The sequence below is a fragment of the Zoogloea sp. genome, from assembly GCF_017302315.1.
Taxonomy (GTDB): domain Bacteria; phylum Pseudomonadota; class Gammaproteobacteria; order Burkholderiales; family Rhodocyclaceae; genus Zoogloea.
Map to the genome: position 1 here is coordinate 177138 of NZ_JAFLDT010000001.1, position 26970 is coordinate 204107.

Here is a 26970-nt window from a genome sequence, read left to right on the forward strand (position 1 = left end):
AGCGCTCTTCCCATCGCGATGGGCTGACTGTAAATCAGTTTACGGACGCGCTCTTCAACATTTCGTAGAGCTCGTCCTTGAGCTTGAGCCGACGCTTCTTGAGGTCTTCCAGCTCGAAGTCAGTGGCCGTCTCGGCATGGACCTCGACACGCACCACATGACGATTGACGTCATGGTATTCGTCGAAAAGCCTTGCAAAGTGTCCATTGGACATCTTGAGGGCGTGAATCTGTTCGCGATACTCAGGAAGTTCGTGGTTCAGATCGTGTTGCTCCATGCAGTCATCTCCCGTTTTGTCATTGAATTGTTGGATACCGTGATTCGACTGTACGCCGCGGGCGGGCCGGAAAAGTTGACTGCGATCAACTCTTGGACTCAGGCGACGGCACCGCCTGCCGCCCCTCGGGAGCCAATCGTGGAATTGTTGGTGTCGAACACACCACATCGCCGTTCTGGGCACGATGGCGCAGGGCATGATCCATCAGCACGATGGCCAGCATGGACTCGGCAATGGGGGTGGCGCGAATCCCCACACAGGGATCGTGCCGACCGAGCGTATTGACCACTACCGGCTCACCGGCCTTGTTGATGGAGCGCCGGTCAAGACGGGTACTGGACGTCGGCTTGATGGCCATGCTCACCAGCACGTCCTGCCCGGTGGAAATACCGCCCAGTACACCTCCCGCATGGTTCGATAGAAAACCCTCGGGGCTCATCTCGTCGGAATGCTGGGTCCCAAGCTGTGCAACGCTGGCAAAGCCGGCACCGATCTCGACGCCCTTGACCGCATTGATGCTCATCATGGCATGGGCAATGTCAGCATCAAGGCGATCATAGACCGGCTCGCCCCACCCCACTGGCACACCGCTGGCCACAACATTGATGCGCGCCCCTACCGAGTCACCGGACTTGCGCAGATCATCCATGTAGCGCTCGAGCTGCGGCACGATCGATTGGTTGGGGGCAAAAAAAGCGTTTCCCTCCACCTCGTCCCAGGATACGAAAGGAATCTCCACAGGCCCCAACTGGGCCATGTAACCCCGGATCACAATCCCGTAGCGCTCTTGCAGCCACTTCCGGGCAATGGCGCCAGCGGCGACACGGACCGCTGTCTCGCGAGCCGACGAACGCCCTCCGCCACGATAGTCCCGGATACCGTATTTTTGCCAGTATCCGTAGTCCGCGTGACCAGGGCGAAAACTCTCGGCGATGTTGCCATAGTCCTTCGAGCGCTGATCCTGATTGCGAATCAGCAACGCAATCGGTGTGCCCGTGGTCACCCCCTCAAACACGCCGGACAGAATCTCGACGGCATCAGGCTCTCGACGCTGGGTAACGTGCCGGGAGGTACCCGGTTTGCGCCGATCCAACTCCGCCTGGATGTCAGCTTCGCTGATGGCCAGACCCGGCGGACAGCCGTCCACCACGCAACCGATGGCGGGGCCATGGGACTCGCCGAAGGAAGTGACGCAGAAAAGCGTGCCGAGGGTATTACCGGACATGGGGAACTCGCGAAAACGGAATGGAGGAAGAATCTAACACGCCGCCGGCGCTGGTCCGGCGGCGGAAACGGACAGCAGCTTACTGGAAGAACTCGTCAAGCCGGCCAAAGACCGGGTGCTCGCCCCCATGCTGACGCACGTAGAGCACGTCCTCAAGCTTCTCAACCTGCTTGATCATTTTGGACAGTCGCTCGTCCTCGAAGATCAGCAGCCAGATTCGGCTGGTGTCGCCTGAGCCCACGGGCATGCAGAGAATGCCTTCCACGTTGAACGCGCGGCGGGCAAAAAGACCACAGATATGGCTCATCACGCCAGGGTGGTTGGCCACCCCCAACTCAAGCACGACCTTGGTGAAACCATTGTGCTCGGGAACATCGGGGATGTACTCGGAAAGGTTGGTGTTCTGTTCGGACATCGTATTCTCTCCTCGGGGCTCAGCCGATCATCTCGGAGTTGGCGGCGCCCGGCGGCACCATCGGGTAAACGAATTCGTTCGGGTCGATCGTGGCATGGATCAGGCAGGGCCCCGGGGTGTTGAGTGCCTCCGCAAGGGTGGCCCGGGGATTCGGCGCCGGATCAAGATCCACCGCACGCATGCCGAAGCCGTCGGCGATCTTCAGGAAGTCGGTGGGACGCTCGTAGCGCGAGGCCATGATGCGCTTGCCGTAGAAGAGGTTCTGCTGCTGATGCACCAGGCCGAGGGACTGGTTGTTGAACAGCACGATCTTCACATTGACGTTTTCCTGGGCGGCGGTGGCCATCTCCTGGATGTTCATCTTCAGGCTGCCGTCACCGGAGAAGCACACCACGGTGCGATCCGGCGCGGCCAGCGCAGCGCCGATCGCTGCCGGAAAACCGAAGCCCATGGTGCCGAGCCCACCGGAATTGAGCCACTGGCGGGAACGGCGGAACGGGTAGGCCTGGGCCACCCACATCTGGTGCTGACCGACGTCACTGGTGATGATGGCGTTATCGTCGAGGCAGTTGGCCACGGCATGGATCAGGCCATAGGGCGAACGCGGGTTGTCGATGCCCGGCATGGCCAGGGGGAAGCGGCCCTTGAGGCTCTCCACATGGGACAACCAACGTTTGCGCAACTGGGGCTTGACGCGCGGCAGGAGCTCCGACAACACCTGCGCCACATCGCCAGCGATGGCCACGTGGGCGTTCTTGACCTTGTGAAGTTCAGAACGGTCGATATCCACGTGGATGATCTTGGCGTTCGGGCAGAACTCGGCGGTCTTGCCGATGGCACGGTCGTCGAAGCGCGCGCCCACACAGATCAGCAGGTCGGCCTCTTCCAGAACGTAGTTGGTGTAACGGGCACCGTGCATGCCCAGCATGCCCAGGGACAAGGGATGGTCCATGGGCATCGCACCGAGGGCCATCAGGGTCATGGTAGTCGGCAGGGAGGCCTGCTCGGCCAGGGTCACCGCCATATGGGCAGCGCCGGAATGGATCACACCACCACCCAGGTAAAGAACCGGGCGCTCGGCAGCCTCGATCATCTTCGCGGCCTCTTCAATCGCCGCGATATCAAAGCTCGGTGCCGCATCGGGAACCACCACATCGGGGAATTCCTCGAAGCTGACCATCTGGTTCTGCACATCCTTGGGCACATCGATCAGCACCGGCCCCGGGCGATCGGACATGGCAATGCGGAAGGCGGCCGGAACGGCAGTCAGCAGCTCCTTGGCCGAACGGACCAGGAAGTTGTGCTTGGTGATGGGAATGGTCAGACCGTAGGTATCGACTTCCTGGAAGGCGTCGGTGCCGATCATCGACAGGGGCACCTGACCCGTCAGCGCAATGATGGGAATGGAGTCAAGCTTGGCGTCGGCAATCGCCGTGATCAAGTTGGTGGCACCCGGGCCACTGGATGCCAGGCACACCTCGGGACGACCCGAGACACGTGCCATGCCCTGGGCAATGAAGCCCGCGCCTTGTTCATGGCGGCAAAGGACGTGATGGATCTGTTCGCTCTTGGACAGGGCATCGTACATCGGCAGGGCTGCACCGCCGGGCACGCCGGCGATGGTGCTGATTCCCTGCCGTTCGAGCAGCTTCACGATCAGGTCTGCTCCAGTCATTTGCATCATCGATTTCTCCTTGGGGCTTTGGAAGCCGAAACGCTTTCCGGGCCTGGGGTAAGACAAAAAGACAAAACCCCCGCCGGTTGCGCGCCGGCGGGGGTCTGAAATACTGTATCGACTACCTGGAGACCCTTACGACGCGCGCTCACCTACGCTTACTACGCGTACTACAGCAACGACGTCGACAGGCAGGGCGAATGCGAAAAGGGTCATGAGGTCATCTACAAGACTAGCTGCGAATTATTCGCACAACAGCCCGAAAACACAAGCGCTATTTTCAGACACGGATCGGCGCTTGTGAAGAAATTCCGCGATCGGTCCGAGTTCGCGCAGAGAGGTGCAGCCGTACAAGCGCTACGGCGGGTGTCGCAAGATGCGCAGTCCGGCCGCCCGTTGGATGCAATCACGCGCGCTCAGGCATGCCCTGAACCTTGGGACATGTCACGCAAGACCCGGCGCAGAATCTTGCCCACGTTGCTCTTCGGCAACTCGTCACGAAACTCGACGAAACGTGGCACCTTGTATCCCGTAAGCCCCGCCCGGCAGTGAGCAATCAGCGCCTCCGCCGTCAGGGCGGGGTCTTTTCGCACCACAAAGACCTTTACCGCCTCGCCGGAATGCTCGTCGGGGACACCAAGGGCAGCCACCTCCATCACACCCGGGTGTGCGGCAACCACGTCTTCCACCTCGTTCGGATAGACGTTGAAGCCCGAGACCAGAATCATGTCTTTCTTGCGATCGACGATGCGTACAAAGCCATCATCGTCAATGGTCGCCACATCCCCCGTACGCAGATAGCCATCATGGGTAAATGTCCGGGCCGTATCCTCCGGCCGGTTGTAATAACCCTTCATGACCTGGGGGCCTTTCACGCACAGCTCTCCAGGTATTCCCATGGAAACCTCGTACCCATCGTCATCCCGCAGGCTGACATCCGTCGAAGAAATGGGCAGTCCGATGGAATGATTGAACTCCGGGAGATCCAGCGGATTGATACAGACGGCCGGCGATGTCTCCGTGAGGCCATAGGCCTCGGCCAAGGTCTTCCCCGTTATCCGCTTCCAACGATCAGCCACCGCCTGCTGCACCGCCATGCCTCCTCCAAGAGCCACCTTGAGTGAGCCGAAATCGAGCTTTTCGAACTCCGGATTGTTGAGCAAGGCATTGAACAAGGTATTGACGCCAGTGATCACGGTGAATGGGTACTTGCCCAGTTCTGCGACGAAAGCCGGAATATCCCGCGGATTGGTGATCAGCACATTGCTGGCGCCGATCTTGAAGAAAGTAAGGCAATTCGCTGTGAGCGAAAAGATGTGATAGAGCGGCAGGGCCGTGATGATGACCTCTTCGCCTTCCTTAACGTAAGGACTGATCCACGCATGGGCCTGCTGGAGATTGGCGATGATGTTGCCATGGGTGAGCATCGCCCCCTTCGCCACGCCCGTCGTCCCGCCCGTGTATTGCAGGTATGCCAAGTCATCATGGGTCATCGCCACCGGCGCCAGACCGTGGGCACTCCCCCTGTCGAGGGCGTCGCGAAACCCTACGTGCCCCGGCAGGCTCCAGGGAGGCACCATCTTCTTCACGTGGCGAACCACCAGATTGACGAGCAGGGACTTCGGAAAACCCAGCATGTCTCCCAAGCCGGTGACGACAATGTGACGCACCGATGTACGACCCATCACCTCGGCAAGGGTGTGCGCAAAATTCTCCATGATCACGATCGCCTCGCAACCCGAATCCCGCAACTGATGCTCAAGCTCCCGGGCCGTGTAGAGCGGATTCACGTTAACCACGGTGAATCCCGCGCGCAACACGGCGAACATGGCAACAGGATACTGAAGGCAGTTGGGCATCATCAGCGCCACCCGGGCGCCTCTGCCAAGTTTCAACTCACCCTGGAGATAGCCCGCGAATTGACGCGAAAGCGAATCAAGCTGGGCATAGCTGATGGACTTGCCCATATTGACGTAGGCAGTGCGATCCGCAAAGCGGGCGACGCTCTTCTCAAACAGATCGCCCAGGGATGCAAACTGGTTGACATCGATCTCTTCAGGAACGCCAGGGGGGTAGCTTTTCAGCCATATTTTCTTCATTTTTCTGTCTCCTATGTAGTTGGTTCAAGGCCTGACCAGCCTGGTGCAGCCATCATGGGCAACATCCGAGACCAGGGACCCGCCCTCCCCAGGCGGCCCAACACTGAAACAGTGTCGGCTTCCAACGTACTTTTCGACTGGCGCTCAAGCGCCTTGTTGTCAGGCCATCCACCCCCCTTTGGCGAGATGACCTGTTTGCAGCTTAGAGTTCGACGCCGCTCAAGCCTGATCCTCTGCAGGCCAGTTGCGAATGTAGTTTTTCAGCATGCGGTTCTCGAAGCTCTGCTCTTCCAGAACGGCCTTGGCCACATCGTGGAACGACACCACACCCATCAACACCCCGTCATCCATGACCGGGAGATAACGCTGATGGTGCTCCACCATCTGCCTGCGCAGCTCATCCATCTCCATATTCGGCGCTGCGACCACAGGATCCTTGAGCATTGCATCCTCGACAGACAAAGACTGCCAATCGACGCCGGCCTTTTTTGTGGCGACCAGAACCTCGCGGAAGGTCAGCAACCCCGCCATGCGACCCTTGTCAAAAACAACCAGGGATCCGACATCCTGCTCCGTCATCACCTCAACTGCGTCCAAGAGCGTCTTGTTGGTGGCAACGGTGAACAACACCTTACCCTTGATCGCGAGAATTTCACTGACCAGCATTTTATTTTCCTTTTCTAGGCGCACATCCGCCGGAACTCTACTGCCCACGATGGTATTCGATTGCAGGCGACGGCGCAAAGCATCGGAAAGTCAGGAAATACCCCTACCGCAAGCTCCCGCATGGGACGCGCCTTGCAGCATCAGGAGCAATCCGGCTCCGAAGTCACGCCCACCCCATTGGGGACAGGCAAGTCAGTCCTGGCGTCAGCGTTCGAGATACTGCAGCTTGTCGGCAACGCCACGCCACTCATCGGCATCGGCGGGAGGCTCCTTGCGCTCGACAATCGGCACCCACTTTGCCGCAAGTTCCGCATTCAGAGCAATGAAGGCCTCCTGATCAGCAGGCACATCATCCTCCGCAAAAATCGCCTCGGCCGGACACTCAGCGACACACAGGGTGCAGTCGATGCACTCCTCCGGATCGATTACCAGAAAATTGGGCCCCTCACGAAAGCAGTCGACCGGACATACATCCACGCAGTCGGTGTACTTGCAGCGGATGCAATTTTCAGTAACGACGTAAGTCATCGGGCGCGCTCCTGTTGTTTGAATTGTCACCGCCCGGGCAGCGACAAATTCACGTAAAGATATCGAGGGCCAGCAATATACCCCATCGGACGGGACTTAAGAGGGCGCCTGGCACGGCCCCCCCGAAAAGCCAGACAGCCCCCGCCGAAAATTGTTCCGAGTGTGCCACCGTTACCACATCTCATGGGGTGTGGCGAGAAAAGCGCTTTTCTTGCTACTGATTATTCGCTAGCATCCCGCTATCTTGTCTTGTCGCCCGAGTTGCGGGGTTCCCCTCCGGAACACGTTCCCCACCCGCGGTGACACCTTAAAAATCCCCTGATGCGAGGAATCATGAGCGAACATATCCATTACGTCACCGATGCGAACTTCGAAGCGGAGGTTCTGCAGTCCACCAGCCCCGTGCTGGTAGATTACTGGGCAGAGTGGTGTGGTCCGTGCAAGATGATCGCCCCTATCCTTGACGAAGTCGCGAAGGAATACACTGGCAAGCTCAAGGTCGCCAAACTCAATATCGACGAAAATCAGGAAACCCCCGCCAAGTACGGTATCCGTGGCATTCCCACGCTGATGCTGTTCAAGGGCGGCAACATCGAAGCCACCAAGGTGGGTGCGCTTTCGAAGTCGCAACTTGCCGCCTTCATTGACAGCCACCTCTGATCGGCATACTCTTTCCAAAGTAGTCTTTGCTTAGCGGCGCCATCGGGGCGAACCACCCGGCCAGCCCGGCGCCGCTTCACAGTTCGAGCACATCTGTTGCCGTACTAGCTGTTTCCTGCTGTTCCCATACCCCTCCCAATCTCTCTCCCACCGCTGCCTGCCATGCACCTCTCGGAGCTCAAGTCTCTCCACGTCGGCCAATTGCTCGAAATGGCCATTGCCAACGACATCGAAGGCGCCAACCGCCTGCGCAAGCAGGAACTGGTCTTTGCGCTGCTCAAGAACCGCGCCAAGAAAGGCGAGCCGATCTACGGCGACGGCGTGATGGAGGTCTTGCCCGACGGCTTCGGCTTCCTGCGGTCGCCCGACACCTCCTACCTCGCCGGCACCGACGACATTTATGTGTCGCCAAGCCAGATTCGCAGGTTCAACCTGCATACCGGCGATACGGTCGAGGGAGAGATCCGGACCCCGAAGGACGGTGAGCGCTACTTTGCCCTCGTCAAGGTCGACAAGGTCAACTTCGAGCCACCGGAAGCCTCCAAGCACAAGATTCTCTTCGAGAACCTCACCCCGCTCCACCCCAACCAGTGCCTCAAGCTGGAAAGGGACATCCGGGCCGAGGAAAACATCACCTCCCGCGTGATCGACATGATCTCCCCCATCGGCAAGGGCCAGCGCGGTCTGCTGGTGGCCCCGCCGAAAAGCGGCAAGACGGTGATGCTGCAGCACATTGCCCACTCGATCACTTCAAACCACCCCGACGTGGTGGTGATCGTACTGCTGATCGATGAACGCCCCGAGGAGGTGACTGAGATGCAGCGCTCGGTCAAGGGCGAAGTCGTGGCCTCGACCTTTGACGAACCCGCCATCCGCCACGTGCAAGTGGCCGAGATGGTCATCGAGAAGGCCAAGCGCCTGGTGGAGCACAAGAAGGACGTGGTCATCCTCCTGGACTCGCTGACCCGCCTGGCACGTGCCTACAACACCGTGGTGCCTGCCTCCGGCAAGGTACTGACCGGTGGTGTGGACGCCAACGCCCTGCAGAAGCCGAAGCGCTTCTTCGGCGCCGCTCGCAACATCGAGGAAGGCGGCTCGTTGACCATCATCGCCACCGCCCTGATCGACACCGGCAGCCGCATGGATGACGTGATCTACGAAGAGTTCAAGGGCACCGGCAACATGGAAATCCACCTTGACCGGCGCATGGCGGAAAAGCGGGTCTACCCCGCCATCAACGTCAACCGCTCGGGCACCCGGCGCGAGGAGCTCCTGCTCAAGTCCGACGTCCTGCAAAAGGTCTGGGTACTGCGCAAATTGCTGTACGGCATGGATGACATCGATGCGATGGAGTTTCTGCTGGACAAAATCAAGGCGACGAAGAACAACGGCGAATTCTTCGACGCCATGCGCCGCGGCTAAGCCCCGACGCAGACTGGCCATCGCCCCGCCCGGGCTGCACACAGTGGATCTCACCGGCCGTGCAGCCCGGGCGAGTTCGTTTACGACCCTGACCAACTCCGGTCGGGAAGCCGCCAGAACAAAACGCTGGCCCCGGGGAGCGGCTACCATTACAATGCGCGCCGCTGGATGCGGGGTTGGCGGAATTGGTAGACGCACTGGATTTAGGTTCCAGCGCCGCAAGGCGTGAGGGTTCGAGTCCCTTGCCCCGCACCACCAGCGCGCCCTGAAGACACGCCCGCGCCACTCCACGGGCATCGCGCCGGCCGGCACCTCCGTCAGCCGACGCCTTCTTCACCGCGTCCTTCCGTACGCCCCTTCAGTCTTCCCCATAACCCAGGACCGCCTTCACCTCGAGGAACTCCTCGATCCCGAAAGCGCCCCACTCCCGCCCCAGACCCGACTGCCTGTAGCCCCCGAACGGCCCCGCCAGATCAATGGGGGCACCGTTGAGATGCACATTACCGGTACGCAGGCGACGGGCCACTGCGCGTGCCCGCCCCAGGTCCGACGAGGACACGTAACCCGAGAGGCCATACACCGTGTCGTTGGCGATGCGGATGGCGTCCTCCTCATCCTTGTAGGTCAGGATGGACAGCACCGGGCCGAAGATCTCCTCCCGGGCGATGGTCATGGTCGGCGTCACACCGCTGAAGATCGTCGGCCGAGCGAAGAAACCTCGCTCCATCCCGTCCGGTCTGCCCGGGCCGCCGGCCACCAGCTTTCCACCTTCAGCAAGCCCCGTGGCAATCAGCGCCTGTACACGCTCGAACTGTGCCCGGTTGGCCAGCGGCCCCATGGTCGTACCGTCCGCATCCGGATCGCCCACCACAACGCGGGACAGCGCTGCGGCAGCAATCTCCTCCACCTCCGCGAGCCGTGCCTCAGGCACCAGCATCCGGGACGGCGCGTTACAGTTCTGACCCGTGTTGGTCATCAGTGTCAGCACGCCCAGTTTCACCATGCGCGGAAAATCCGCATCGTCGAGCAGGATGTTGGCGGACTTGCCGCCCAGCTCCAGAGCGACCTTCTTGATGGTATCGGCGGCGCTCTTCATGACCTGCTTGCCGGCCCGGGTGGATCCGGTAAAGGACACCATGTCCACATCCGGATGGGCACACAGGGGCGCGCCGACACCGGGGCCGTCGCCATTGACGAGATTGAACACACCCTCCGGCACCCCGGCCTCGTCAAGGATTTCGGCCAGGATGATCGCCGACAGGGGCGCCAGCTCGGACGGCTTGAGCACCATGGTGCAGCCTGCCGCCAGAGCCGGCGCCACCTTGCAGGCCATCTGGTTGGCTGGCCAGTTCCACGGCGTGATCAGCGCGCAAACGCCGATGGGCTCGCGCAGGATGCGCGTGGTGCCGCGACTGTGCTCGAAAGGGAAATCCGCCAGTGCGGCTGCCGCCGCCTTGAAGTGGGCCAGGCCGGAGCCCGACTGGGCGCTGCCGGCCAGATGCTTGTATGGCGCCCCCATTTCGGCTGAGATGGCCCGGGCCATGTCCTCGTAACGCGCCTTGTAGGCGGCACAGATGCGCTGCAGCAAGTCGAGCCGTGCTTCCCGGGTGCTGGCGGAGAACGCGGGAAAGGCCGCACGGGCCGCAGCCACGGCGCGCACCGCGTCTTCCGGCCCGCCGAGGGCGATGGTGCCGACCGCAGCTTCGGTGGCAGGGTTGATGACATCGAACCGGGCAGGGCTGGTCGTGTCGACCCACTGGCCACCGATGTAGAACTGATGATGATGGGGCATGCTCTCCGTCCTCTGTTGTTATCGAAGCGGAGAGAAAGTACAGGAAACCGAGCACTGGCGTGAAGCCCTCGTCAGCCGCGCAGGGTCTCGGGATGCCGCGGAGCTCGGTAGAAGGCCATCACCCGGCGCACGTATTCCTGGGTTTCCGCGAAGGGAGGAACCCCCCGGTAGCGCGCCACATTGCCCTCACCGGCGTTGTAGGCCGCGGCAGCCAGGGCCACGTCGCCCTTGAAGTGCTGCAGCAACCAGCGCAGATAGGCCAGCCCACCCCGGACGTTCTGCTCGGGATCCAATGCATCGCGAACGCCAAAGCGCTCGGCTGTATCCGGAATCAACTGCATCAGACCGAGGGCATTCTTGGGAGAGCGGGCGGCAGCGTCGAAGTTCGACTCGGTTCGTACAATCGCCAAAGCAAGCCGGGGATCGACACTGAAACGCGGGGCCAGCTTCTGGACCATCTGGGCATGGCGGCGCTTGTCCGCCGGCAGCGCCTTGATGAATCGTTCCACCACCTCGTGGGGCACGGCTTCCCCGTTATCGATGGCAAGCATCACCTCCGGCGCCTTGCCTGAAACCAGGCAATCGGGGAGCTTCTCGGCGGCAACCAGGGGCTCCACCAGGCTCTGTGCTTTCTCATGGCCGCGCTGGGCAGCGATGGACAGCAGGGTATTGGCCACCTGACCATCCCTTGCCACGCCTCGGCCCAGCAGGTAAAGGCGACCAAGACGATACTGACCTTCAACACTGCCATCCCGGGCAGCGGCGCAAAAATGGGCCGCTGCCACACCAGGCTGACGGCCCACCTCCGCCCGATGCCCAGTCTCGAGGAGCCGGGCCAGTGCGGGGGGTTCGTCGCTCCACTCCGGCGCCTCCACCCCCTCCACATCACGGCCTGATGCCTGCACACCCAAGGCCGTACAGGCCAAAGTGGCGGCGAGGATGAGGCGGTGGAGACCGGCGAAGCGGGAAATGATCATCGGGGGTGGGGCAAGGTGAATTCAGAGCCCGTATGATGACGGCCTTCACCGTCGCGTCCCGTGACGGAATCGTGTCTCCGCACGACTTGTGTCGCCTCCCGCGATCAATTTCACATTCCCGCGCACTCAAGATCATTGTCACCACTGCGGCGATCAGACCTCCTTGATCTCCAGGAAGACCTGAGTCTGGTTGAGAAGCAGATAAGCGATCTCCCCGAAGGTCATCGCCCCCCCTGGCGCGGAGCCCTTCCGCCCCTCAAGGCCGCAATAGAGGTAATTGAGAATGCAGTTGCACGACCAAAGGACGTTCACTGCATCAGCTCCCGGTTCATCGTCCGCGGCAAAATCCACCGGTTCAGCAAGGCGGTACGCCACGTCACCAAACACTGGCGCGTAGAAGTCCACCCGTCCGGCATCCCGGTCGACGCCTTTGATCGATACGTTGACCGACGCGCCGCCATAATCTGCGACGAGGGGCAGACGCAGATCCGCACGGTTTGCATCCAGATACGCCGCCAGCGTGGTTTCCACGCCATCCACGGAACACCGACCCGCCGAAAAACCCGTTTCCGGGAAGCGCAGCAGCCCGCCTTCACCCTGGCGCATGCGATTGGCAATATGAACATGGGCGTAGCGCTGGGGCGGCAGGGGAACATGCATCACCACCGCCCGCTCCGTGTCGAAAGCCAGTTCGGGGCCGCTCACCACCGCGGGTGCCACCCGACCCAAATCGTCCAGGTGGCAGCCGGCAATCCAACCCACCACCGGCTTCATGAACATGTCCTCGAACTCCGGTGCCTTGCGGGCATAGAGGGAGTGGGTGGCCGAAAAGGCAGGAATGATGATCAGACTGAAACCGTTGGCCGGTGCATCCGCGCATAGATGGCTGATGCTGGTGATATCGTAGCTGCGAATCTCCGGTGCCCCGGCATCCGTCGGAATATGCGTCACGAAGAGCCGCTCACGACTCACCTGCCCCCCTTCATCCCCCATGAAGTAGGGAATCGTGCCGCCTATCCACTGACCGGAAGGAAGAAGACGCAGCAAAGCCTCGTCACCCGCAACCATCAGACAACGACCAGCCTCGATCAGCCTGGCAACCTCATCGGGCAACATCAATCCATTCTTCAGCGGGCTCATGCAGCCTCCGACACCAACTGGTGCAGTTCATGGGCAAGCATGCGTTCGTTCTTCACGAAGTAGCGGTGCAACTCACGCAATTTCATCATGCGCACCTCCTCGTCCGCGATCACCGCCACCTGGGAGCGGGTCCGGGACAAGAGTAGCTGCAGGCCAAGAACACGCACATCCAGCTTCACGCTTCCGTCCAGAAGGCGCACCCATACCGGGTCTTCCAGATTCGGTACCCGGCTGAAGGCGGTTGGCGCCTGTGGCACGGCCGCCTCGGCAGGACTTGCAGACATCGGTACAGCATCCGCCGCCCCCACGGCGTGACGGCCGTGGTCCAGGGCATAGCGATACCGCCATAGATCGGTCATGGGCAGGTCGAGAATGCTGCAAACCCCGCTCATCCCAACCCCCTCATTGAGCAGGGACAGGATCTGGCGATCGAGAGCACGGGTGAAGGGCATGCCGGCCTCACCGGCCCACGAGTGGCGCGGCAATTCGCTTCCCACCGGCACCCGCACGTGCACCTGGACCCTCCAGCCTCCGAAGCCGGTGTGCCGCCAGGTCGCCTCGGCACCCCCTTCCGCCACCCGTGGACGGCCCAGGCCGAACCAGCTACGAGGCGCCTCCACGCCAATCCAAACCGCCATGCAGCGGTTGAATTCGTCCACACGGCAGGCCTGGACGACCCAGGGTTCCTGCACCTGCAGCAACTGCTTCCACAACGCCAGCCCATCGACCATGCTCACCTCCTTCGGGAAACGCTCCCGACAGGGGGAGCGCGACCCGAAAATGGCGCAAAGGCTGTGCCACCCGCTCAGTTCAGTCCCGCCCGTCGATGCGGCAGTGCATCATGTCCAGACTGTAAGCAGGTGTCACATCATGTCCCGCAGAGGCTGCTGCAAATCGGGGCACGACGGGGCCGGGCCATGGCGAGCGCAGCCCACCGGCCAGGGCTGCCAGGGCGGCGGCCGGAGACTGATCGGCACGCAGACGGAAGCTGTCGAAGCCGCACTGGGCCATCAGGGCAAGCTGGTCCACCAGGACGTCGCCCACTGCTTGCAGCTCACCGCTGTAGCCATGGCGCCGCCTCAGCAGATGGGCCAGGGAGTAACCCCGGCCATCGGTGAATACCGGAAAGTGGATGGCGACCAGAGGGATGCCAGCCAACCAAGGCAACAATGTCTCGGGCGCGTCATCCGGGCCAAGCCACACGCCGGAGTGGAGTGGATCGAGGCGGGCCCGGTGGGCTGACCACACCGCCAGCGGCAGCACCAGGTGCTCGCCTGCCTCCAGCCTTTCAACGACCCGGGGTAGGTCTCCTTCGATCCATTGCCAATGATCGTCAGCCACTTTCCCGTGGCGGATCAGCGTGCTCATGCCGCCCCTCCATAGACCCGCGCCTTGAAGGCGTCCAGACCGACCCGTTCGAGCGCGTCGATGAAGGGCTCCCCCTCGTGCCGCACGCCGACATACACCTCGAGCAGATGCGCGATCACGTCCGGGATCTGCCCTGCTGCAAAGGACGGGCCGATCACCCGGCCCAGCGCCGCCTGGCTGCCTTCCCGCCCGCCCAGGGTCACCTGGTACCACTCCTCGTTGTTCTTATCCACACCGAGAATACCGATGTGGCCAATGTGGTGGTGTCCGCAGGCATTCACGCAGCCCGACATGTTGAGCTCCAGCGGGCCCAAGTCGAACAGGTAGTCCAGATCGTCGAAGCGCTGCTGGATGGCCGCCGCCACCGGGATGGAGCGGGCATTGGCCAGGGAGCAGAAATCACCCCCCGGGCAACACACCAGATCGGTGAGCAGCCCGATGTTGGGCGTCGCCATGCCCAGGGCGCGGGCGCCTTCCCACAGGGCCGGCAGATCCCGGCGGGCCACGTGGGGCAGCACCAGGTTCTGCTCGTGACTGACGCGGATCTCGCCGGCGCTGAAGCGCTCCGCCAGCTCGGCGACCCCGTCCATCTGTTCGGCGGTGGCGTCGCCGGGAGGCACGCCGGTCTTCTTCAGGGACAGGGTCACGACCGCGTAGCCCGGCTCCCGGTGAGCCGAGGCATTGCGCTCGACCCAACGTGCAAAGGCGCGGCTGTCGGCCAGCGCTGTGAGGTGGCCCGGATCATCGGCCGCAGCAGGCGCATCGTCATGCCGGGCGAAGAAGGCTTCCATCTCCCGGAAAGTGGCGTCGCTAATGCAGCCCGGGCCACCCCGGGTCCATGCCCATTCGTCCTCCACCTCCCGGGTGAAGCCTTCCAGGGTGAGGTCCTTCACCAGAATCTTGATGCGCGCCTTGTACTTGTTGTCACGCCGGCCATGGCGGTTATAAACCCGCAGGATGGCCTCGAAATAGTTGAGCAGCTCCTCCCGGGGCAGGAAGTCGCGCATGGAGCGCCCCACCATCGGGGTGCGCCCGAGGCCGCCGCCGACGCAGACCTCAAAGCCGATGCGGCCATCGTCAGCCACCCGGGCAATGGCGCCGATGTCATGGAAGCGTACCGCGGCCCGGTCTTCCGCCCCACCGGCAAAGGCGATCTTGAACTTGCGCGGCAGGAACAGGAACTCCGGCGCCAGGGTGGACCACTGGCGCACGATCTCGCAGTACGGCCGTGGATCAAACAGCTCATCCGCCGCCACGCCGGCAAAGGGGTCGGTGGTGATGTTGCGGATGCAGTTGCCCGAGGTCTGGATGGCGTGCATCTGCACGGTGGCCAGCTCGGCCAGGATGTCCGGCGCTTCCTCCAGGCGCACCCAGTTGAACTGGATGTTGCAGCGGGTGGTGAAGTGGCCGTAGCCCCGGTCGAAGCGGCGGGCGATGTCGGCGAGCGTGCGCAGCTGGTAGGCCGCCAGGGTGCCGTAGGGAATCGCCACCCGCAGCATGGGCGCATGGCGCTGCACGTAAAGGCCGTTCTGCAGCCGCAGGGGGCGGAACTCGTCCTCCCCGAGGCGCCCATCGAGAAAGCGGGTCATCTGGTCACGGAACTGGGCCACGCGGTCGTCCACCAGACGCTGGTCGGCTTGCTTGTATCGGTACATGGTGATCTCGGCAGTTCAGGTGGATCAGGGAAGAACGAAGGTGCTCTTCTCGGTAACCCGGGTTGCCGGGTCGTCGGCGGCGCGCACCTGGAAGGTGATCGGCCGGGCGCCGGACAGGCCGCCGTCTGCCGGCGCAGCCACCGTCACCTGCACGGCGCGGATGCTGCCGGCCTCGCCGGCGAAGCGCCGGGCGCCGACCAGCTCGATGCCCGGCAGGCCGCTGACCTCCACCTCGAAGTCCCGTGGCATCTCGGCCAGGTTGGCCAGCTTGAGGGTGTAGGCGTTCTCGATGCGGCCATCGGTGGCCTCCCGGGCCAGGCTGCCCCGGTCGCGCAGCACGTCCACCAGCAGCAGCGAGCGCTGGGTCGCCGTCCATGCACCGAGGGCCACGAAGACGCCTATCAAGCCGCCATACACCGCCAGGCGCGGGCGCCCGCCGCGGCGCGGCATCCCCGCCAGCTCCTGCTCCGAGGCAAAGCGGATCAGGCCCAGGGGCTTGGCCACGCGGGTCATCACCTCGTCACAGGCATCCACGCACAGGCCGCAGTTGATGCACTGGTACTGGAGCCCGTCGCGGATGTCGATGCCGGTGGGGCACACCTGCACGCAAATGCCACAGTCGATGCAGTCGCCACCGCCCTTGCCCTTGCGGGGTTCGCCGCGTGTGGCGTCGTAGCTCACCGTCCGGGTGTTCGCGTCAAACATCACCCCCTGGAAGCGGGAGTAAGGGCACATGTGCTGGCACACCGCCTCCCGGGCAAACCCGGCTTGGAGGTAGGTGAACAACGCGTAGAACAGCACCCAGAAGCCCTCCCAGTGCCCCACGCTCCAGCCCACCAGGGCCGGCAGCAGCTCGCGGATCGGGGTGAAGTAGCCCACGAAGGTGATGCCCGTCCACCCGGCAAACAGCAGCCACAGGCCATGCTTGGCCGCCTTCAGGCCCAGCTTGCGCGGCCCCAGGGGTGCCTGGTCGAGGCGCAGGCGGGCCAGGTGATCGCCCTCCACGCGGGTCTCGATCCACATGAAAATGGAGGTGTATACCGTCTGCGGGCAGGCGAACCCGCAGAACAACCGCCCCGCCAGAGCCGTGACCAGAAACAGGCCGGTGGCCGCCAGGATCAGGGCGATGGCCAGCAGCAGCGCGTCCTGGGGCCACAGCACCAGGCCGAAGAGGTGGAATTTTTCGTGGGGGATATCGAACCACAGGGCTTGGCGTCCGTCCCACTGGAGCCAGCAGGCCCCGTAGAAGATGATCTGGGTGAGCCACACCATGCCCCAGCGGAGCGTGTTGAAACGGCCACTCACCTCGCGGGCGTGGATCTTCCCCTTCTTGCGGTACAACTCGAGTCTGGCTTCGCGGACCTTGCTGACAGGCTTGTTCATTCGGGCATTCCTCCTGGAGCAGGAGTAGATCACCCGGACGAAAATGGAAACAGATTCAGCCTGCTTTGTTTTCAATAGGCACAGATTAAGCGCTTGCGGACGCGCGTGCCTGCTCGCTGACCCAGCGCCCCAGACTGGCTACGGCATCCCGGACCCGCGCATCAAAGGGATGGCCGAAATTGAGCCGGATGCAGTGGCCGAACTCCCGCTTGGCCGAGAAGATCGGCCCCGGAGCAAGGCTGATGCCCTGGGCCAGAGCCTGGCGGTGCAGCGCCAGGGCGTCCACCTGTCGAGGCAGCTCGACCCACAGGAAGTAGCCGCCCTCGGGCCGGGCCAGGCGCGTGCCCGGAGGGAAGTGCGCTTCCACCGCTTCGACCAGCGCCGCCTCGTGGGCCGCCAGGGTGCGCCGCAGATGGCGCAGGTGGTTCTCATAGCCGCCCTGCTTCAGGTAGTCGGCCAGGGCGATCTGCACCGGCACCGTGGTGGCGAGGCTGGTGGACAGCTTCTGGCGCTGGATCAGGCCGGCGTAGCGCCCCGCCGCCACCCAGCCGATGCGGTAGCCCGGCGCCAGGCACTTGGAGAAGGACGATACGTGCATCACCCGTCCGTTGGGGTCCACGGCCTTGCTGCACAGGGGCGGCCCGGCGCCAAAGTACAGCTCGGCATACACGTCGTCCTCGATCAGCGGCACCTCGTGGCGGTCGAGGAGTTCGATCAGCGCCTGGCGCCGACCGTCGGGCACCCGGCTGCCGGTGGGGTTGGCGTAGTTGAGCATCAGCAGGCAGGCCTTCACCGGATGATGGCGCAGGGCATCCTCCAGGGCGGCCAGGTTGACGCCCTCCCGGGGGTGGCTGGGGATCTCGATGACCTTTAGCCCCAGGCGCTCGCTGGCCTGCAGGCCGGCGTAAAAGGTCGGCGATTCGATGGCGATCAGGTCGCCCGGGCGGGTCACCGCCTGCAGGCACAGGTTGAGCCCCTCCATGGCCCCGGAGGTGACCACGATCTCCTGGGGCGACACCCGGGCCCCCTGGGCCAGGTAGCGCAGGGACAGCTGGCGGCGCAGCTCGTCGTTGCCCGGCGGCAGATCGTTGACCGTCGACAAGGGGTCCAGATGCCGTGCCGCGGCCGCCAGGAAACGCCCCAGCTTGTCCAGGGGAAACAGCCGCGGGCTCGGAAAGCTCGAGCCCAGCGGCACCACGGCCGGATCCTTGACGCTGTCGAGGATCTCGAAAATGAAGTCACTGACGTCCAGGGCCGTGGAATGACCCACCGGGCGGCTCATCTCCGGCTCGGGCAGGCGCTGCCCCAGCCGGGCGCGGACGAAATAGCCGGACTTGGGTCTTGCCTCGATCAGGCCCCGGCTCTCCAGCAGGTGATAGGCCTGGGTGACCGTCACCGGCGCGATGCTGTGGATGCGGCAGCTCTGGCGCACCGATGGCAGACGGTCACCGGGGCGCAGCACGCCCTCGGCAATCAGCCGGGCAGTGTCGTCGGCAAGGGTCTGGTAAAGACTCATGGGGGGCGATGGTAGCAGCCCCTGCCGCCGGGCCACTCCAAAAAGAAAAGGCCGGGGAGCCCCGGCCTTTCTGGCAGTGCGCGGTGTTCTGCTTACTGCACGCGCACTTCCACGCGACGGGCCTCGGCGGCATCGGTGCCACCCAGGGTCACGGCGGGCTTGCGCATGGCCACCTTGTCGGCCGGCACGCCGGCAGTGATCAGGGCATCCTTGAGGGCCACGGCACGGGCCTTGGCCACTTCGGCGTTGATGGCTGCGCCACCGGTTTCGTCGTGGTAGCCGGAGATCAGCACAATTTTGCTGGAATCTTCCTGCAGCTTGGCGATGACCTTGGCCACTTCGTCAGCCGCGTTGGCGGGCAGGTCGGCCTTGCCGGAATCGAAGTAGAGCTTGACCAAGGCCTCACCAACTTCGGCAATCTCGGGCACTTCGGCCATAGCGGCAACCGGAGCAGCCTTGGTATTAGTCTGGCCGGTAACGTAAACGGTCAGGCCGATTACCAGGCCGATCACCAGGGCGATGATACCGAACAGAATGCCCAGTACGAGGTTCTGGTTGTCGTCGTCTTCTTGCATCGAAAAATTCCTTTCTTGGTCAAGGTTGAAATCAAACCTTGCAAGTATATCGGCTTATCCGGGCGTACTTCGAAGGATGCGAGAAGGAAAGGTTAAAAAGCTATTCCTGAAGACAGCGCTCACTGTACAGGGGCCGGTGCCACCATAAATCTGGCACCAGCCCCTGTCATCAGGCCTTCGAGAACACGATCTTCCCGCTCTCGCAGTCCACCCGGATCGTATCCTTGGCCGCAAACTGCCCTTCCAGGATGCGCTTGGCGAGGGGGTTCTCGATGTGCTCCTGGATGGCGCGCTTGAGCGGGCGGGCGCCGAAGACCGGGTCGAAGCCGGCACGGGCCAGTTCGGTCAGGGCGGCATCGCTGGCGTCCAGGTGCATGTCGAGCTTGGCCAGGCGCTTCTCCAGATAGCCGAGCTGGATGCGGGCGATGGACGCGATGTTCTTCTCGTCGAGGGCATGGAAGACCACCACCTCGTCGATGCGGTTGATGAACTCGGGCCGGAAGTAGGTCTTCACCTCGCCCATCACCGCCAGCTTGATGATCTGGTAATCATCGCCGGACATCTGCTGGATCATCTGGCTGCCCAGATTGCTGGTCATCACGATCACGGTGTTCTTGAAGTCCACCGTGCGGCCCTGGCCATCGGTCATGCGGCCGTCGTCGAGCACCTGCAGCAACACGTTGAAGACATCCGGGTGAGCCTTCTCCACCTCATCGAAGAGGATCACCGAGTAGGGTTTGCGCCGCACCTGTTCGGTGAGGTAGCCGCCCTCCTCATAGCCCACATAGCCCGGAGGCGCACCGATCAGTCGGGCCACCGAGTGCTTCTCCATGAACTCGCTCATGTCGATGCGGATCAGGTGATCCTCGGCATCGAACATGAACTCGGCCAGGGTCTTGCACAGCTCGGTCTTGCCCACACCCGTGGGGCCGAGGAACAGGAAGGAGCCGTAGGGCCGGTTCTCGTCCGACAGGCCGGCGCGGGAGCGGCGGATGGCGTCCGACACCAGGCGCACGGCCTCGTCCTGGCCGATCACCCGGTTGTGCAGGTGGGCCTCCATTTTTAGCAGCTTGTCGCGCTCGCCCTGCATCATCTTCGACACCGGGATGCCGGTGGCCCGGGACACCACCTCGGCGATCTCCTCGGCACCCACTTCGGTGCGCAGCAGCTTGTTGGCCGGCTTGCCGTCACCGGACGCTTCCGCTTTCTTGAGCTGGGCTTCGAGCTGGGGCAGCTGGCCGTACTGCAGCTCGGCCACCTTCTCGAGCTTGCCTTCCCGCTGCAGGCGGGCAATGTCGGCGCGGATGCGGTCGATCTCTTCCTTGATGTGGGCGGAGCCCTGCACCGCCGATTTCTCGGCCTTCCAGATCTCCTCCAGGTCGGAGTATTCCTTCTTGATGCGGGTGATCTCCTCCTCGATCAGGCCGAGGCGCTTCAGGGAGGCTTCGTCCTTCTCCTTCTGCACCGCCAGCTGTTCGATCTCTAGCTGGATGCGGCGGCGTTCGAGCTTGTCCATCACCTCCGGCTTGGAGTCGATCTCCATCTTGATGCGCGCCGCCGCCTCGTCGATCAGGTCGATGGCCTTGTCGGGCAGGAAGCGGTCGGTGATGTAGCGGTTGGAGAGCTCGGCCGCGGCCACGATGGCCGGGTCGGTGATCTCGACGCCGTGGTGCAGCTCGTACTTCTCCTTCAGGCCGCGCAGGATGGCGATGGTGGACTCCACCGTCGGCTCATCCACCAGCACCTTCTGGAAGCGGCGCTCCAGGGCGGCGTCCTTCTCGATGTACTTGCGGTACTCGTCCAGGGTGGTGGCGCCGATGCAGTGCAGCTCGCCGCGGGCCAGGGCCGGCTTGAGCATGTTGCCGGCGTCGATGGCGCCCTCGGCCTTGCCGGCCCCCACCATGGTGTGAATCTCGTCGATGAACAGGATGATGCGGCCTTCATCCTTGGCAATGTCGTTGAGCACCGCCTTCAGGCGCTCCTCGAACTCACCCCGGTACTTGGCCCCGGCCAGCAGCCCGGCCATGTCGAGCACCAGCACGCGCTTGCCCTTCAGGGTCTCGGGCACTTCCTCATTGACGATGCGCTGGGCCAGGCCTTCGACGATGGCCGTCTTTCCCACGCCGGGCTCGCCGATCAGCACCGGGTTGTTCTTGGTGCGGCGCTGCAGGATCTGGATGGCGCGGCGAATCTCGTCGTCGCGGCCGATCACCGGGTCGAGCTTGCCCTGGCGGGCGCGCTCGGTGAGATCCACGCAGAATTTCTTGAGGGCTTCGCGCTGGCTCTCGGCGTCGGCGCTGCCCACGTTCTGGCCACCGCGCACGGCGTCGATGGCCTGTTCCAGGGCTTTTTTGGTCAGGCCGTTTTCCTTCAGCAAGCGGCCGGTCTCGCCCTTGTCATCGGCCAGGGCCAGCAGGAACATCTCGCTGGCAATGAACTCGTCACCGCGCTGCTGGGCCGCCTTGTCGGTGAGGTTGAGCAGATTGCCCAGATCACGGCCCACGGACACATCGCCGCCATGGCCCTGCACCTTGGGCAAACGCTCGAGGGCCTTGGTCAGGGCCACCTTGAGGCCGCCCACATTGGCCCCGGCCCGCTGCAGCAGGGACGCGGTGCTGCCGTCATCCTGGGCAAGCAGGGCCAGCAGCAGGTGCTGGGGTTCGATGAACTGTTGATCATTGCCCACCGCGAGGCTCTGGGCTTCGCTGAGGGCTTGCTGGAACTTGGTGGTAAACTTGTCGTAGCGCATAGGGCCTCCGGATTCTGGTCTGAGGCCTACATGGGGGATAAAACGGGGCTTTCAAGTCGAAGACCGCGAATGCAGCAGGGGCATTTGCCGGTCCGGCAGGCGGCATACGCAAATGTCCTTAACGAAAGTATGATGCGGGGCTTCCCGACAACAACAGGGGCATCCGCCAGCCCCACCGCCATCGCCCGCCAGACCCGGGCACCCGGCCCCCAAAGAGACGAAACAATGACAAGAGTCCGCAGCGCCCTGCTCCGTGCAGGCATGCTGGGTGCCAGCCTGGCCTTCGCCCAGGCCGCCCCCGCCGCAGGCGAGATCGCCCTCGCCCACGTCGCCCCCCTCAGCGGCCCCGTCACCCGGGAAGCCAGCGAATACAACGCCGGCATCCGCCTGGCCCTGAAAGCCGCCAACGCCGCCGTCGGCATCCACGGCAAGCAGCTAGTGCTGCGCAACCTGGACGACGAATACAAGGCCGACACCGCCCTCGCCCGCTTCCGCGAAGCCGCCGCGTCCGACGCCCTGGCCGCGCTGATGACCGTCGGCTCCCCGGCCATGACGCGCCTGCTGGCCGAACAGTTTCCCGAAACCCAGAAGTTTCCGGTCATCGGCGTGATCCCCGGCGCCGCCCCCCTGCGCACCCCCGTCAATCCCTATGTCTACCACGTGCGCGCCGGCGACCTGGAGCAGTACCGCAAGCTCGCCGAGCACGCCACCACCACCGGCCAGCAGCGCGTCGCCGTGGTCTATGCCAACATCCCCTTCGGCATCGCCGGCCTGAACACCCTCGAATCCCTGTTTCGCGGCAAATCCCAGCAGATCGTCGCCCGGGTCGCCCTGCCCATGGGCGGCAAGGCCGACCTCCCCGGCGCCGTCAAAACCCTGACCGCCGCCAAACCGGACATCGTTTACATGGTGATCCCGGCCCAGCTGGCCGGGGAGTTTCTCAAGGCCTACCGGAACGGCAGCGGCGGCCTGCCCGCCCAGCTCGCCACCGTTTCATACGGCAACGCCGAGACCCTGTGCCAGGTGGCCGGCGAAGAAGCCGCCCGCGGCGTGGTCATCGCCCAGGTCATGCCCAACCTCGGCAACAGCGCCATTCCGGTGGTGCGGCGCTTCCACGAAGACATGACCAAATTCGGCGAGCCCGGCACCCGGCCGAGCATCTTCCACCTGGAAGCCTACGTCACCACCCGCGTCGTCCTCGAAGCCATCCGCCGCGCCGGTCCCGCCCCCACCCGCCCCAAACTCGTCCAGGCCCTCGACGGACTCGAGAGCTACGACGTGGGCGGCTACACAGTGGACTTCTCCCCCCCTCCCGGCACACGGGATCGAGCTTTGTGGGGCGGGGGTGCAGGCTGATGTTCTGATTTCCGTAAATACTCTTTCAGGCAGCGTTTGGCCGCTGAAACTGCTCCCCCCGCAGACAACCTAACCTTATGCTCGTGGCCATGGGTTGACAATATAGCAACGTAAGTTGACAATAAAAAGAAAGGAGGTTGTCAAATGACCAAGGTTCGAGCTGGTGGTGAACCCGTGCGCAAGTTCCTAATTGAGAATATTGACGCGCATCCGTCCGATATCGTGCGCTTCACTGCGGAAAAATTCACGTGTTCCCGGCAGGCTGTGCATAAGCACTTGAAGCGCTTGGTCGACGAGGGTGCTGTTGTCGTCAGCGGAAACACGCGGAACAAGCTTTATGGGCTTGCGCCACTGCTGGAATGGCGCCATGAATATGAGCTTGCGTCGCCACTCGCCGAAGACGTAGTGTGGCGAAACGACGTTTCTCCGCTGCTCGGCAAACTGCCCGAGAACGTCCTACACATCTGGCATTACGGCTTCACCGAAATGCTCAACAACGTGGTAGACCACTCAGGCGCCAGCCACGTTCTCGTCTCTCTGCGAAAGACGGCCGCTTCCACGATGGTCACGATCTACGACAACGGTGTCGGCATTTTCAAGAAAATTCGGGGGGCGCTTGATCTGATCGACGAGCGACACGCCGTGCTCGAACTCGCCAAAGGCAAGTTCACTACCGATCCAGCGAATCACTCGGGTGAAGGCATCTTTTTTTCGTCCCGAATGTTTGATGAGTTCGACATCCTTTCGGGCGAAGTCTATTTCTCCCATGAATTTGACAAGAAGGAAGATTGGATCCTTCAGCGCAATAGCCCACGAGGAGGCACACTGGTCACGATGGTGCTGCATAACCACACCGCGCGGACGACAAAAAAGGTCTTCAACAAGTTCTCCGCCGGCGATGACTATGGCTTCAACAAGACCGTGGTTCCAGTCAAACTGATGCGGTATGGAGACGACAATCTGGTGTCCCGCTCTCAAGCCAAGCGCCTACTCGCGCGAATTGATCGATTCAAGGTCGTAATGCTTGATTTCTCAGGCGTAGCCACGATTGGGCAGGCCTTCGCCGATGAAGTGTTTCGCGTTTTCCGGGCAAAGCATCCAAGTCTCGAATTAGTGCCGATACATGCCTCATTGGAGGTTAAGCGGATGATCTCTCGAGCTGAATCACTTGCAGCCTCTGGCGGGGCTCCAACTTCGCCATGACCGGATATCTGCAGTCAGCCATCTGACGTGGCGCAGTGCTTTGCAGCCGGTAGTCACTTGACTCCGGCCCCGGCGGCTTCGCCACTGCCTCACCCCACCCGAATCCTCTTCCCGTACCCCGTCATCTCCAGATACCCGCGCCCCACCTCGCGCCCGCCTTCCAGCGCCCGCACCGCCCCTTCCCAGTAGATCGCGCCGGTGGAGCGTCGGCTGTCCAGTTCCTGGTCATCGATCAAGGGCTGCAACTCCAACAGGCGCCCGCCCACCTGCACCCGCCAGGCCACCGGCCAGTCGATACCCGAGCGGGGTGAGTGCCATTGGCGCAGGGGGGTGAAGTGCACTGCCTCGGGGGGCAACACCTGCCCGACCTGACCGGTAGGGCGCAGGGTGGCGGCGGACCACAGGGCCTTGCCGGCGGCGTCGCGCAGGCGGAAGGCCATCAGCCCGCTGCCATCATCCAGGTTGAGGCCGATCCAGTCCCAGCCCTGGGCGCCGTCGGGCAGCAGTTCGCTGGACCATTCGTGATCGAGCCAGGCCTGGCCGGTGACCGGCCGGGCGGTGCCGTCCAGAGTGAGCTGGCCGCTCACCCGTAGCTGGGGGCGGCTGTAGTAGTAGCTGGCGTGGCGCGGGTCGGCGGCCTTGCGGCTGAAGCCGGCCTGCCCTTGCAGCAGCGGCGGGCCGTCGGATTGCAGGTCGAGCTGGTAGGCAAAATCCGCGCCGTGGACGCGGGCGTGGTAACCCTTGGGGCCGAGCTCGAAGCGCCAGTCGCCCAGCCACACGCGGGTGGTGCCGATGTCGAAGCCGGCGTGGCCGGGGCCGACGCGGGCCGAACGTTCATCGTGGCGCAGCCGGCCGAGGCGCGGGTCGGCGATGGCGGCGTGAGCGAGCACCAGCTGGCGCGGGGGGAAGATGCTCGGATTGCCTTCGCCCAAACCGGTGCGTACCCGGAAGAAGGTGACCTGGAAGCCCAGAGGGCTGCCATCCGGGAGCTTCAGCCAGCCGGTGGCATACCACCATTCGGTGCGGAAATCCGGATGGGCACCATGATCGGCCGGGAAGGTCAGGCGACGCCCGGGCAGCACCGGGGCAAACTCCGTGGCACTGGCGGGCACGGCAGCGAGGCTGGCCACGGCGAGCAGAAAGCGGCGGCGCTGCATCACCAGTCCTCCCTTACGGCCAGCACGGCGCTCCGCCCCATGGCCTGCCGGCCGGCCAGCACGGCGGCCACGGCGGCCAGGGCCACCAGCCCGGTGCCGAAGAGCAGCAGGGACAGCCAGGGCACGTGCAGGTCCATGCTCCAGTGGAAGCTCTGGCGATTGACCACCTCGATCAGCACCAGACCAATGGCCCCGCCAACCAGCATGCCGCCGAGCACGCCGACGCCCGCGGCGAGGGCGCCCTCCCGGGCCAGCATGGCGCCGATCTGGCGACGGGTCAGGCCCAGGTGGCGTAGCATGCCGAACTCCCGCCGCCGCGCCGCCGCCAGGGCCGCGAAGCTGGCCGCCACGCCGGCCAGGCCGATGGCCACGGCCACCGCCTCAAGCAGGTAGGTGACGGCGAAGGTGCGGTCGAAGATGCGCAGGCTGATGGCGCGGATCTCGCCGGGCCGGGCGATCTCCAGCGCGCCGGGGCCGGCCAGGCTGGCCAGGGCATCGGCCACATCGTCCGCCCGGGCGCCGGGGGCAAGATGTACCGCCCCATCGTTGGCCAGCCTGTCCCCGGTGAGTCGCCGGTAGTCGGTCAGATCGATCATCACGGCGCCGGTCTGGCGGGCGTAGTCGCGCCACACGCCGGCCACGGCCACTGGCACGCTGCGGCCGGCCAGGGGCAAGTCCACCTGCTGGCCCGGCTGCCAACCCCGGAGGTCCTGCAGCGCCTCGGAGATCCAGATGCGCGGCAGCGTGCCCGCCGTACCGGCCCGCGCCACCAAGGGCAGATCGCTGCCGTCGGCCGCCACCGGGCGGGCGATCAGGGCCACGGGCGGCTGGCCGGTGACGAGGCGCAGCGTGTCGTGGCGGATGAAATCCACCTGGCCCACACCGGGCAGCGCGGCGATGCGGGCCTGCAGCGCTTCGTCCAGATGCCCGCTGCCGCTGGCCCGACCGGCGCGCACGTAAAGGTCGGCGGGCAGGATCTGGCTCAGCCACTGGTCCACCGAATCCCGGAAGGAGGCCACCATGATGGCCATGGCAACCGCCAGGGCCACGCTGGTCAGCACCCCGGCAGCCGCCACCACCGCATGCCCCGGCGCCGCCGACAGGCGAGCGGCGGCCAGGCGCGCGGACACCG

The 26970-nt window shown here is 63.7% G+C and carries 23 protein-coding genes and 1 tRNA gene; 5 read left to right on the top strand and 19 right to left on the bottom strand.

Annotated elements, in window-relative coordinates; genetic code table 11:
* Positions 1 to 34: 34 nt before the first annotated feature.
* The 7 genes from J0L98_RS00755 to fdxA form a co-directional block, all read right to left on the bottom strand.
* Positions 35 to 277: a YdcH family protein gene (locus J0L98_RS00755; protein ID WP_296409374.1), complete on the bottom strand. Its 243-nt coding sequence runs from the start codon at positions 275 to 277 to the stop codon at positions 35 to 37.
* Between the two features lie 85 nt (positions 278 to 362).
* Positions 363 to 1502, bottom strand: coding sequence for a chorismate synthase (aroC, locus tag J0L98_RS00760; RefSeq protein WP_296409376.1), 1140 nt, complete (start codon positions 1500 to 1502; stop codon positions 363 to 365).
* Between the two features lie 79 nt (positions 1503 to 1581).
* Entirely contained in the window at positions 1582 to 1917 is a 336-nt protein-coding gene (ilvN, locus tag J0L98_RS00765) for an acetolactate synthase small subunit (RefSeq protein ID WP_296409378.1), read from the bottom strand.
* 19 nt (positions 1918 to 1936) lie between these two features.
* A complete protein-coding gene (gene ilvB / locus J0L98_RS00770; RefSeq protein WP_296409379.1) occupies positions 1937 to 3601 on the bottom strand; it encodes an acetolactate synthase large subunit in 1665 nt (554 codons plus the stop codon).
* A 407-nt stretch (positions 3602 to 4008) separates the two neighbouring features.
* A complete protein-coding gene (locus J0L98_RS00775) occupies positions 4009 to 5691 on the bottom strand; it encodes a long-chain-fatty-acid--CoA ligase (RefSeq protein ID WP_296409381.1) in 1683 nt (560 codons plus the stop codon).
* Positions 5692 to 5910: 219 nt separating this feature from the next.
* Positions 5911 to 6357, bottom strand: a complete 447-nt coding sequence (locus tag J0L98_RS00780) for a CBS domain-containing protein (protein WP_296409383.1) — start codon at positions 6355 to 6357, stop codon at positions 5911 to 5913.
* Positions 6358 to 6561: 204 nt separating this feature from the next.
* The gene (fdxA, locus tag J0L98_RS00785; protein ID WP_296409385.1) at positions 6562 to 6885 is read right to left on the bottom strand and encodes a ferredoxin FdxA; all 324 of its coding nucleotides are present in this window, start codon (positions 6883 to 6885) and stop codon (positions 6562 to 6564) included.
* Between the two features lie 333 nt (positions 6886 to 7218).
* Between fdxA and trxA the strand changes: the two genes are divergently transcribed.
* The 3 genes from trxA (at position 7219) to J0L98_RS00800 (ending at position 9222) form a co-directional block, all read left to right on the top strand.
* Positions 7219 to 7545, top strand: a complete 327-nt coding sequence (trxA, locus tag J0L98_RS00790; RefSeq protein WP_296409386.1) for a thioredoxin TrxA — start codon at positions 7219 to 7221, stop codon at positions 7543 to 7545.
* A gap of 162 nt (positions 7546 to 7707) precedes the next feature.
* Complete coding sequence (gene rho, locus J0L98_RS00795; protein ID WP_296409387.1) at positions 7708 to 8967, top strand: transcription termination factor Rho; 1260 nt, start codon at positions 7708 to 7710, stop codon at positions 8965 to 8967.
* 170 nt (positions 8968 to 9137) lie between these two features.
* Positions 9138 to 9222 (top strand) — tRNA-Leu (locus tag J0L98_RS00800).
* A 103-nt stretch (positions 9223 to 9325) separates the two neighbouring features.
* Here J0L98_RS00800 and J0L98_RS00805 read toward each other — a convergent pair.
* The 10 genes from J0L98_RS00805 to clpB form a co-directional block, all read right to left on the bottom strand.
* Positions 9326 to 10759 carry an aldehyde dehydrogenase family protein gene (locus J0L98_RS00805; protein ID WP_296409388.1) on the bottom strand — a complete coding sequence of 478 codons (1434 nt, stop codon included), beginning with the start codon at positions 10757 to 10759 and terminating at the stop codon, positions 9326 to 9328.
* A 71-nt stretch (positions 10760 to 10830) separates the two neighbouring features.
* On the bottom strand, positions 10831 to 11736 hold the full coding sequence (locus tag J0L98_RS00810; protein ID WP_296409391.1) for a transglycosylase SLT domain-containing protein: 906 nt from the start codon (positions 11734 to 11736) through the stop codon (positions 10831 to 10833).
* A gap of 153 nt (positions 11737 to 11889) precedes the next feature.
* Positions 11890 to 12876 (bottom strand): hypothetical protein, encoded by a 987-nt coding sequence (locus tag J0L98_RS00815; protein WP_296409393.1) that lies wholly within the window; start codon positions 12874 to 12876, stop codon positions 11890 to 11892.
* The gene (locus J0L98_RS00820) at positions 12873 to 13607 is read right to left on the bottom strand and encodes a hypothetical protein (protein WP_296409395.1); all 735 of its coding nucleotides are present in this window, start codon (positions 13605 to 13607) and stop codon (positions 12873 to 12875) included. Before J0L98_RS00820 ends, J0L98_RS00815 begins: the two co-directional genes overlap by 4 nt.
* 79 nt (positions 13608 to 13686) lie before the next feature.
* Positions 13687 to 14244 (bottom strand): DUF934 domain-containing protein, encoded by a 558-nt coding sequence (locus tag J0L98_RS00825; RefSeq protein ID WP_296409396.1) that lies wholly within the window; start codon positions 14242 to 14244, stop codon positions 13687 to 13689.
* Positions 14241 to 15899, bottom strand: coding sequence for a nitrite/sulfite reductase (locus J0L98_RS00830; RefSeq protein ID WP_296409397.1), 1659 nt, complete (start codon positions 15897 to 15899; stop codon positions 14241 to 14243). The genes J0L98_RS00825 and J0L98_RS00830 overlap by 4 nt, the downstream gene beginning before the upstream one ends.
* Before the next feature lie 24 nt (positions 15900 to 15923).
* Positions 15924 to 17282 (bottom strand): cytochrome c oxidase accessory protein CcoG, encoded by a 1359-nt coding sequence (gene ccoG / locus J0L98_RS00835; protein WP_296409398.1) that lies wholly within the window; start codon positions 17280 to 17282, stop codon positions 15924 to 15926.
* Between the two features lie 85 nt (positions 17283 to 17367).
* Complete coding sequence (locus tag J0L98_RS00840) at positions 17368 to 18798, bottom strand: PLP-dependent aminotransferase family protein (RefSeq protein ID WP_296409400.1); 1431 nt, start codon at positions 18796 to 18798, stop codon at positions 17368 to 17370.
* A gap of 92 nt (positions 18799 to 18890) precedes the next feature.
* Positions 18891 to 19373 carry an OmpA family protein gene (locus tag J0L98_RS00845; protein ID WP_296409401.1) on the bottom strand — a complete coding sequence of 161 codons (483 nt, stop codon included), beginning with the start codon at positions 19371 to 19373 and terminating at the stop codon, positions 18891 to 18893.
* A gap of 169 nt (positions 19374 to 19542) precedes the next feature.
* Positions 19543 to 22122, bottom strand: a complete 2580-nt coding sequence (clpB, locus tag J0L98_RS00850) for an ATP-dependent chaperone ClpB (RefSeq protein WP_296409403.1) — start codon at positions 22120 to 22122, stop codon at positions 19543 to 19545.
* 225 nt (positions 22123 to 22347) lie between these two features.
* On the opposite strand from clpB, the gene J0L98_RS00855 reads away from it, so the two are divergent.
* Positions 22348 to 23478 carry an ABC transporter substrate-binding protein gene (locus J0L98_RS00855; RefSeq protein WP_296409405.1) on the top strand — a complete coding sequence of 377 codons (1131 nt, stop codon included), beginning with the start codon at positions 22348 to 22350 and terminating at the stop codon, positions 23476 to 23478.
* A 144-nt stretch (positions 23479 to 23622) separates the two neighbouring features.
* Positions 23623 to 24681 carry a DUF4325 domain-containing protein gene (locus J0L98_RS00860; RefSeq protein WP_296409406.1) on the top strand — a complete coding sequence of 353 codons (1059 nt, stop codon included), beginning with the start codon at positions 23623 to 23625 and terminating at the stop codon, positions 24679 to 24681.
* Between the two features lie 89 nt (positions 24682 to 24770).
* On the opposite strand, the gene J0L98_RS00865 is transcribed toward J0L98_RS00860, so the two are convergent.
* Both J0L98_RS00865 and J0L98_RS00870 read right to left on the bottom strand, forming a co-directional pair.
* Complete coding sequence (locus J0L98_RS00865; protein WP_296409408.1) at positions 24771 to 25838, bottom strand: lipocalin-like domain-containing protein; 1068 nt, start codon at positions 25836 to 25838, stop codon at positions 24771 to 24773.
* On the bottom strand, positions 25838 to 26970 hold a 1133-nt coding region (locus J0L98_RS00870), incomplete at its 5' end, for an FtsX-like permease family protein (RefSeq protein ID WP_296409411.1). The genes J0L98_RS00865 and J0L98_RS00870, both read right to left, overlap by 1 nt.

What these genes read in the sequence shown, in the direction of transcription:
- J0L98_RS00755 (WP_296409374.1), bottom strand. Translation starts at nt 277, where the DNA reads ATGGAGCAACACGATCTGAACCACGAACTTCCTGAGTATCGCGAACAG.
- aroC (WP_296409376.1), bottom strand. Translation starts at nt 1,502, where the DNA reads ATGTCCGGTAATACCCTCGGCACGCTTTTCTGCGTCACTTCCTTCGGC.
- ilvN (WP_296409378.1), bottom strand. Translation starts at nt 1,917, where the DNA reads ATGTCCGAACAGAACACCAACCTTTCCGAGTACATCCCCGATGTTCCC.
- ilvB (WP_296409379.1), bottom strand. Translation starts at nt 3,601, where the DNA reads ATGATGCAAATGACTGGAGCAGACCTGATCGTGAAGCTGCTCGAACGG.
- J0L98_RS00775 (WP_296409381.1), bottom strand. Translation starts at nt 5,691, where the DNA reads ATGAAGAAAATATGGCTGAAAAGCTACCCCCCTGGCGTTCCTGAAGAG.
- J0L98_RS00780 (WP_296409383.1), bottom strand. Translation starts at nt 6,357, where the DNA reads ATGCTGGTCAGTGAAATTCTCGCGATCAAGGGTAAGGTGTTGTTCACC.
- fdxA (WP_296409385.1), bottom strand. Translation starts at nt 6,885, where the DNA reads ATGACTTACGTCGTTACTGAAAATTGCATCCGCTGCAAGTACACCGAC.
- trxA (WP_296409386.1), top strand. Translation starts at nt 7,219, where the DNA reads ATGAGCGAACATATCCATTACGTCACCGATGCGAACTTCGAAGCGGAG.
- rho (WP_296409387.1), top strand. Translation starts at nt 7,708, where the DNA reads ATGCACCTCTCGGAGCTCAAGTCTCTCCACGTCGGCCAATTGCTCGAA.
- J0L98_RS00805 (WP_296409388.1), bottom strand. Translation starts at nt 10,759, where the DNA reads ATGCCCCATCATCATCAGTTCTACATCGGTGGCCAGTGGGTCGACACG.
- J0L98_RS00810 (WP_296409391.1), bottom strand. Translation starts at nt 11,736, where the DNA reads ATGATCATTTCCCGCTTCGCCGGTCTCCACCGCCTCATCCTCGCCGCC.
- J0L98_RS00815 (WP_296409393.1), bottom strand. Translation starts at nt 12,876, where the DNA reads ATGAGCCCGCTGAAGAATGGATTGATGTTGCCCGATGAGGTTGCCAGG.
- J0L98_RS00820 (WP_296409395.1), bottom strand. Translation starts at nt 13,607, where the DNA reads ATGGTCGATGGGCTGGCGTTGTGGAAGCAGTTGCTGCAGGTGCAGGAA.
- J0L98_RS00825 (WP_296409396.1), bottom strand. Translation starts at nt 14,244, where the DNA reads ATGAGCACGCTGATCCGCCACGGGAAAGTGGCTGACGATCATTGGCAA.
- J0L98_RS00830 (WP_296409397.1), bottom strand. Translation starts at nt 15,899, where the DNA reads ATGTACCGATACAAGCAAGCCGACCAGCGTCTGGTGGACGACCGCGTG.
- ccoG (WP_296409398.1), bottom strand. Translation starts at nt 17,282, where the DNA reads ATGAACAAGCCTGTCAGCAAGGTCCGCGAAGCCAGACTCGAGTTGTAC.
- J0L98_RS00840 (WP_296409400.1), bottom strand. Translation starts at nt 18,798, where the DNA reads ATGAGTCTTTACCAGACCCTTGCCGACGACACTGCCCGGCTGATTGCC.
- J0L98_RS00845 (WP_296409401.1), bottom strand. Translation starts at nt 19,373, where the DNA reads ATGCAAGAAGACGACGACAACCAGAACCTCGTACTGGGCATTCTGTTC.
- clpB (WP_296409403.1), bottom strand. Translation starts at nt 22,122, where the DNA reads ATGCGCTACGACAAGTTTACCACCAAGTTCCAGCAAGCCCTCAGCGAA.
- J0L98_RS00855 (WP_296409405.1), top strand. Translation starts at nt 22,348, where the DNA reads ATGACAAGAGTCCGCAGCGCCCTGCTCCGTGCAGGCATGCTGGGTGCC.
- J0L98_RS00860 (WP_296409406.1), top strand. Translation starts at nt 23,623, where the DNA reads ATGACCAAGGTTCGAGCTGGTGGTGAACCCGTGCGCAAGTTCCTAATT.
- J0L98_RS00865 (WP_296409408.1), bottom strand. Translation starts at nt 25,838, where the DNA reads ATGCAGCGCCGCCGCTTTCTGCTCGCCGTGGCCAGCCTCGCTGCCGTG.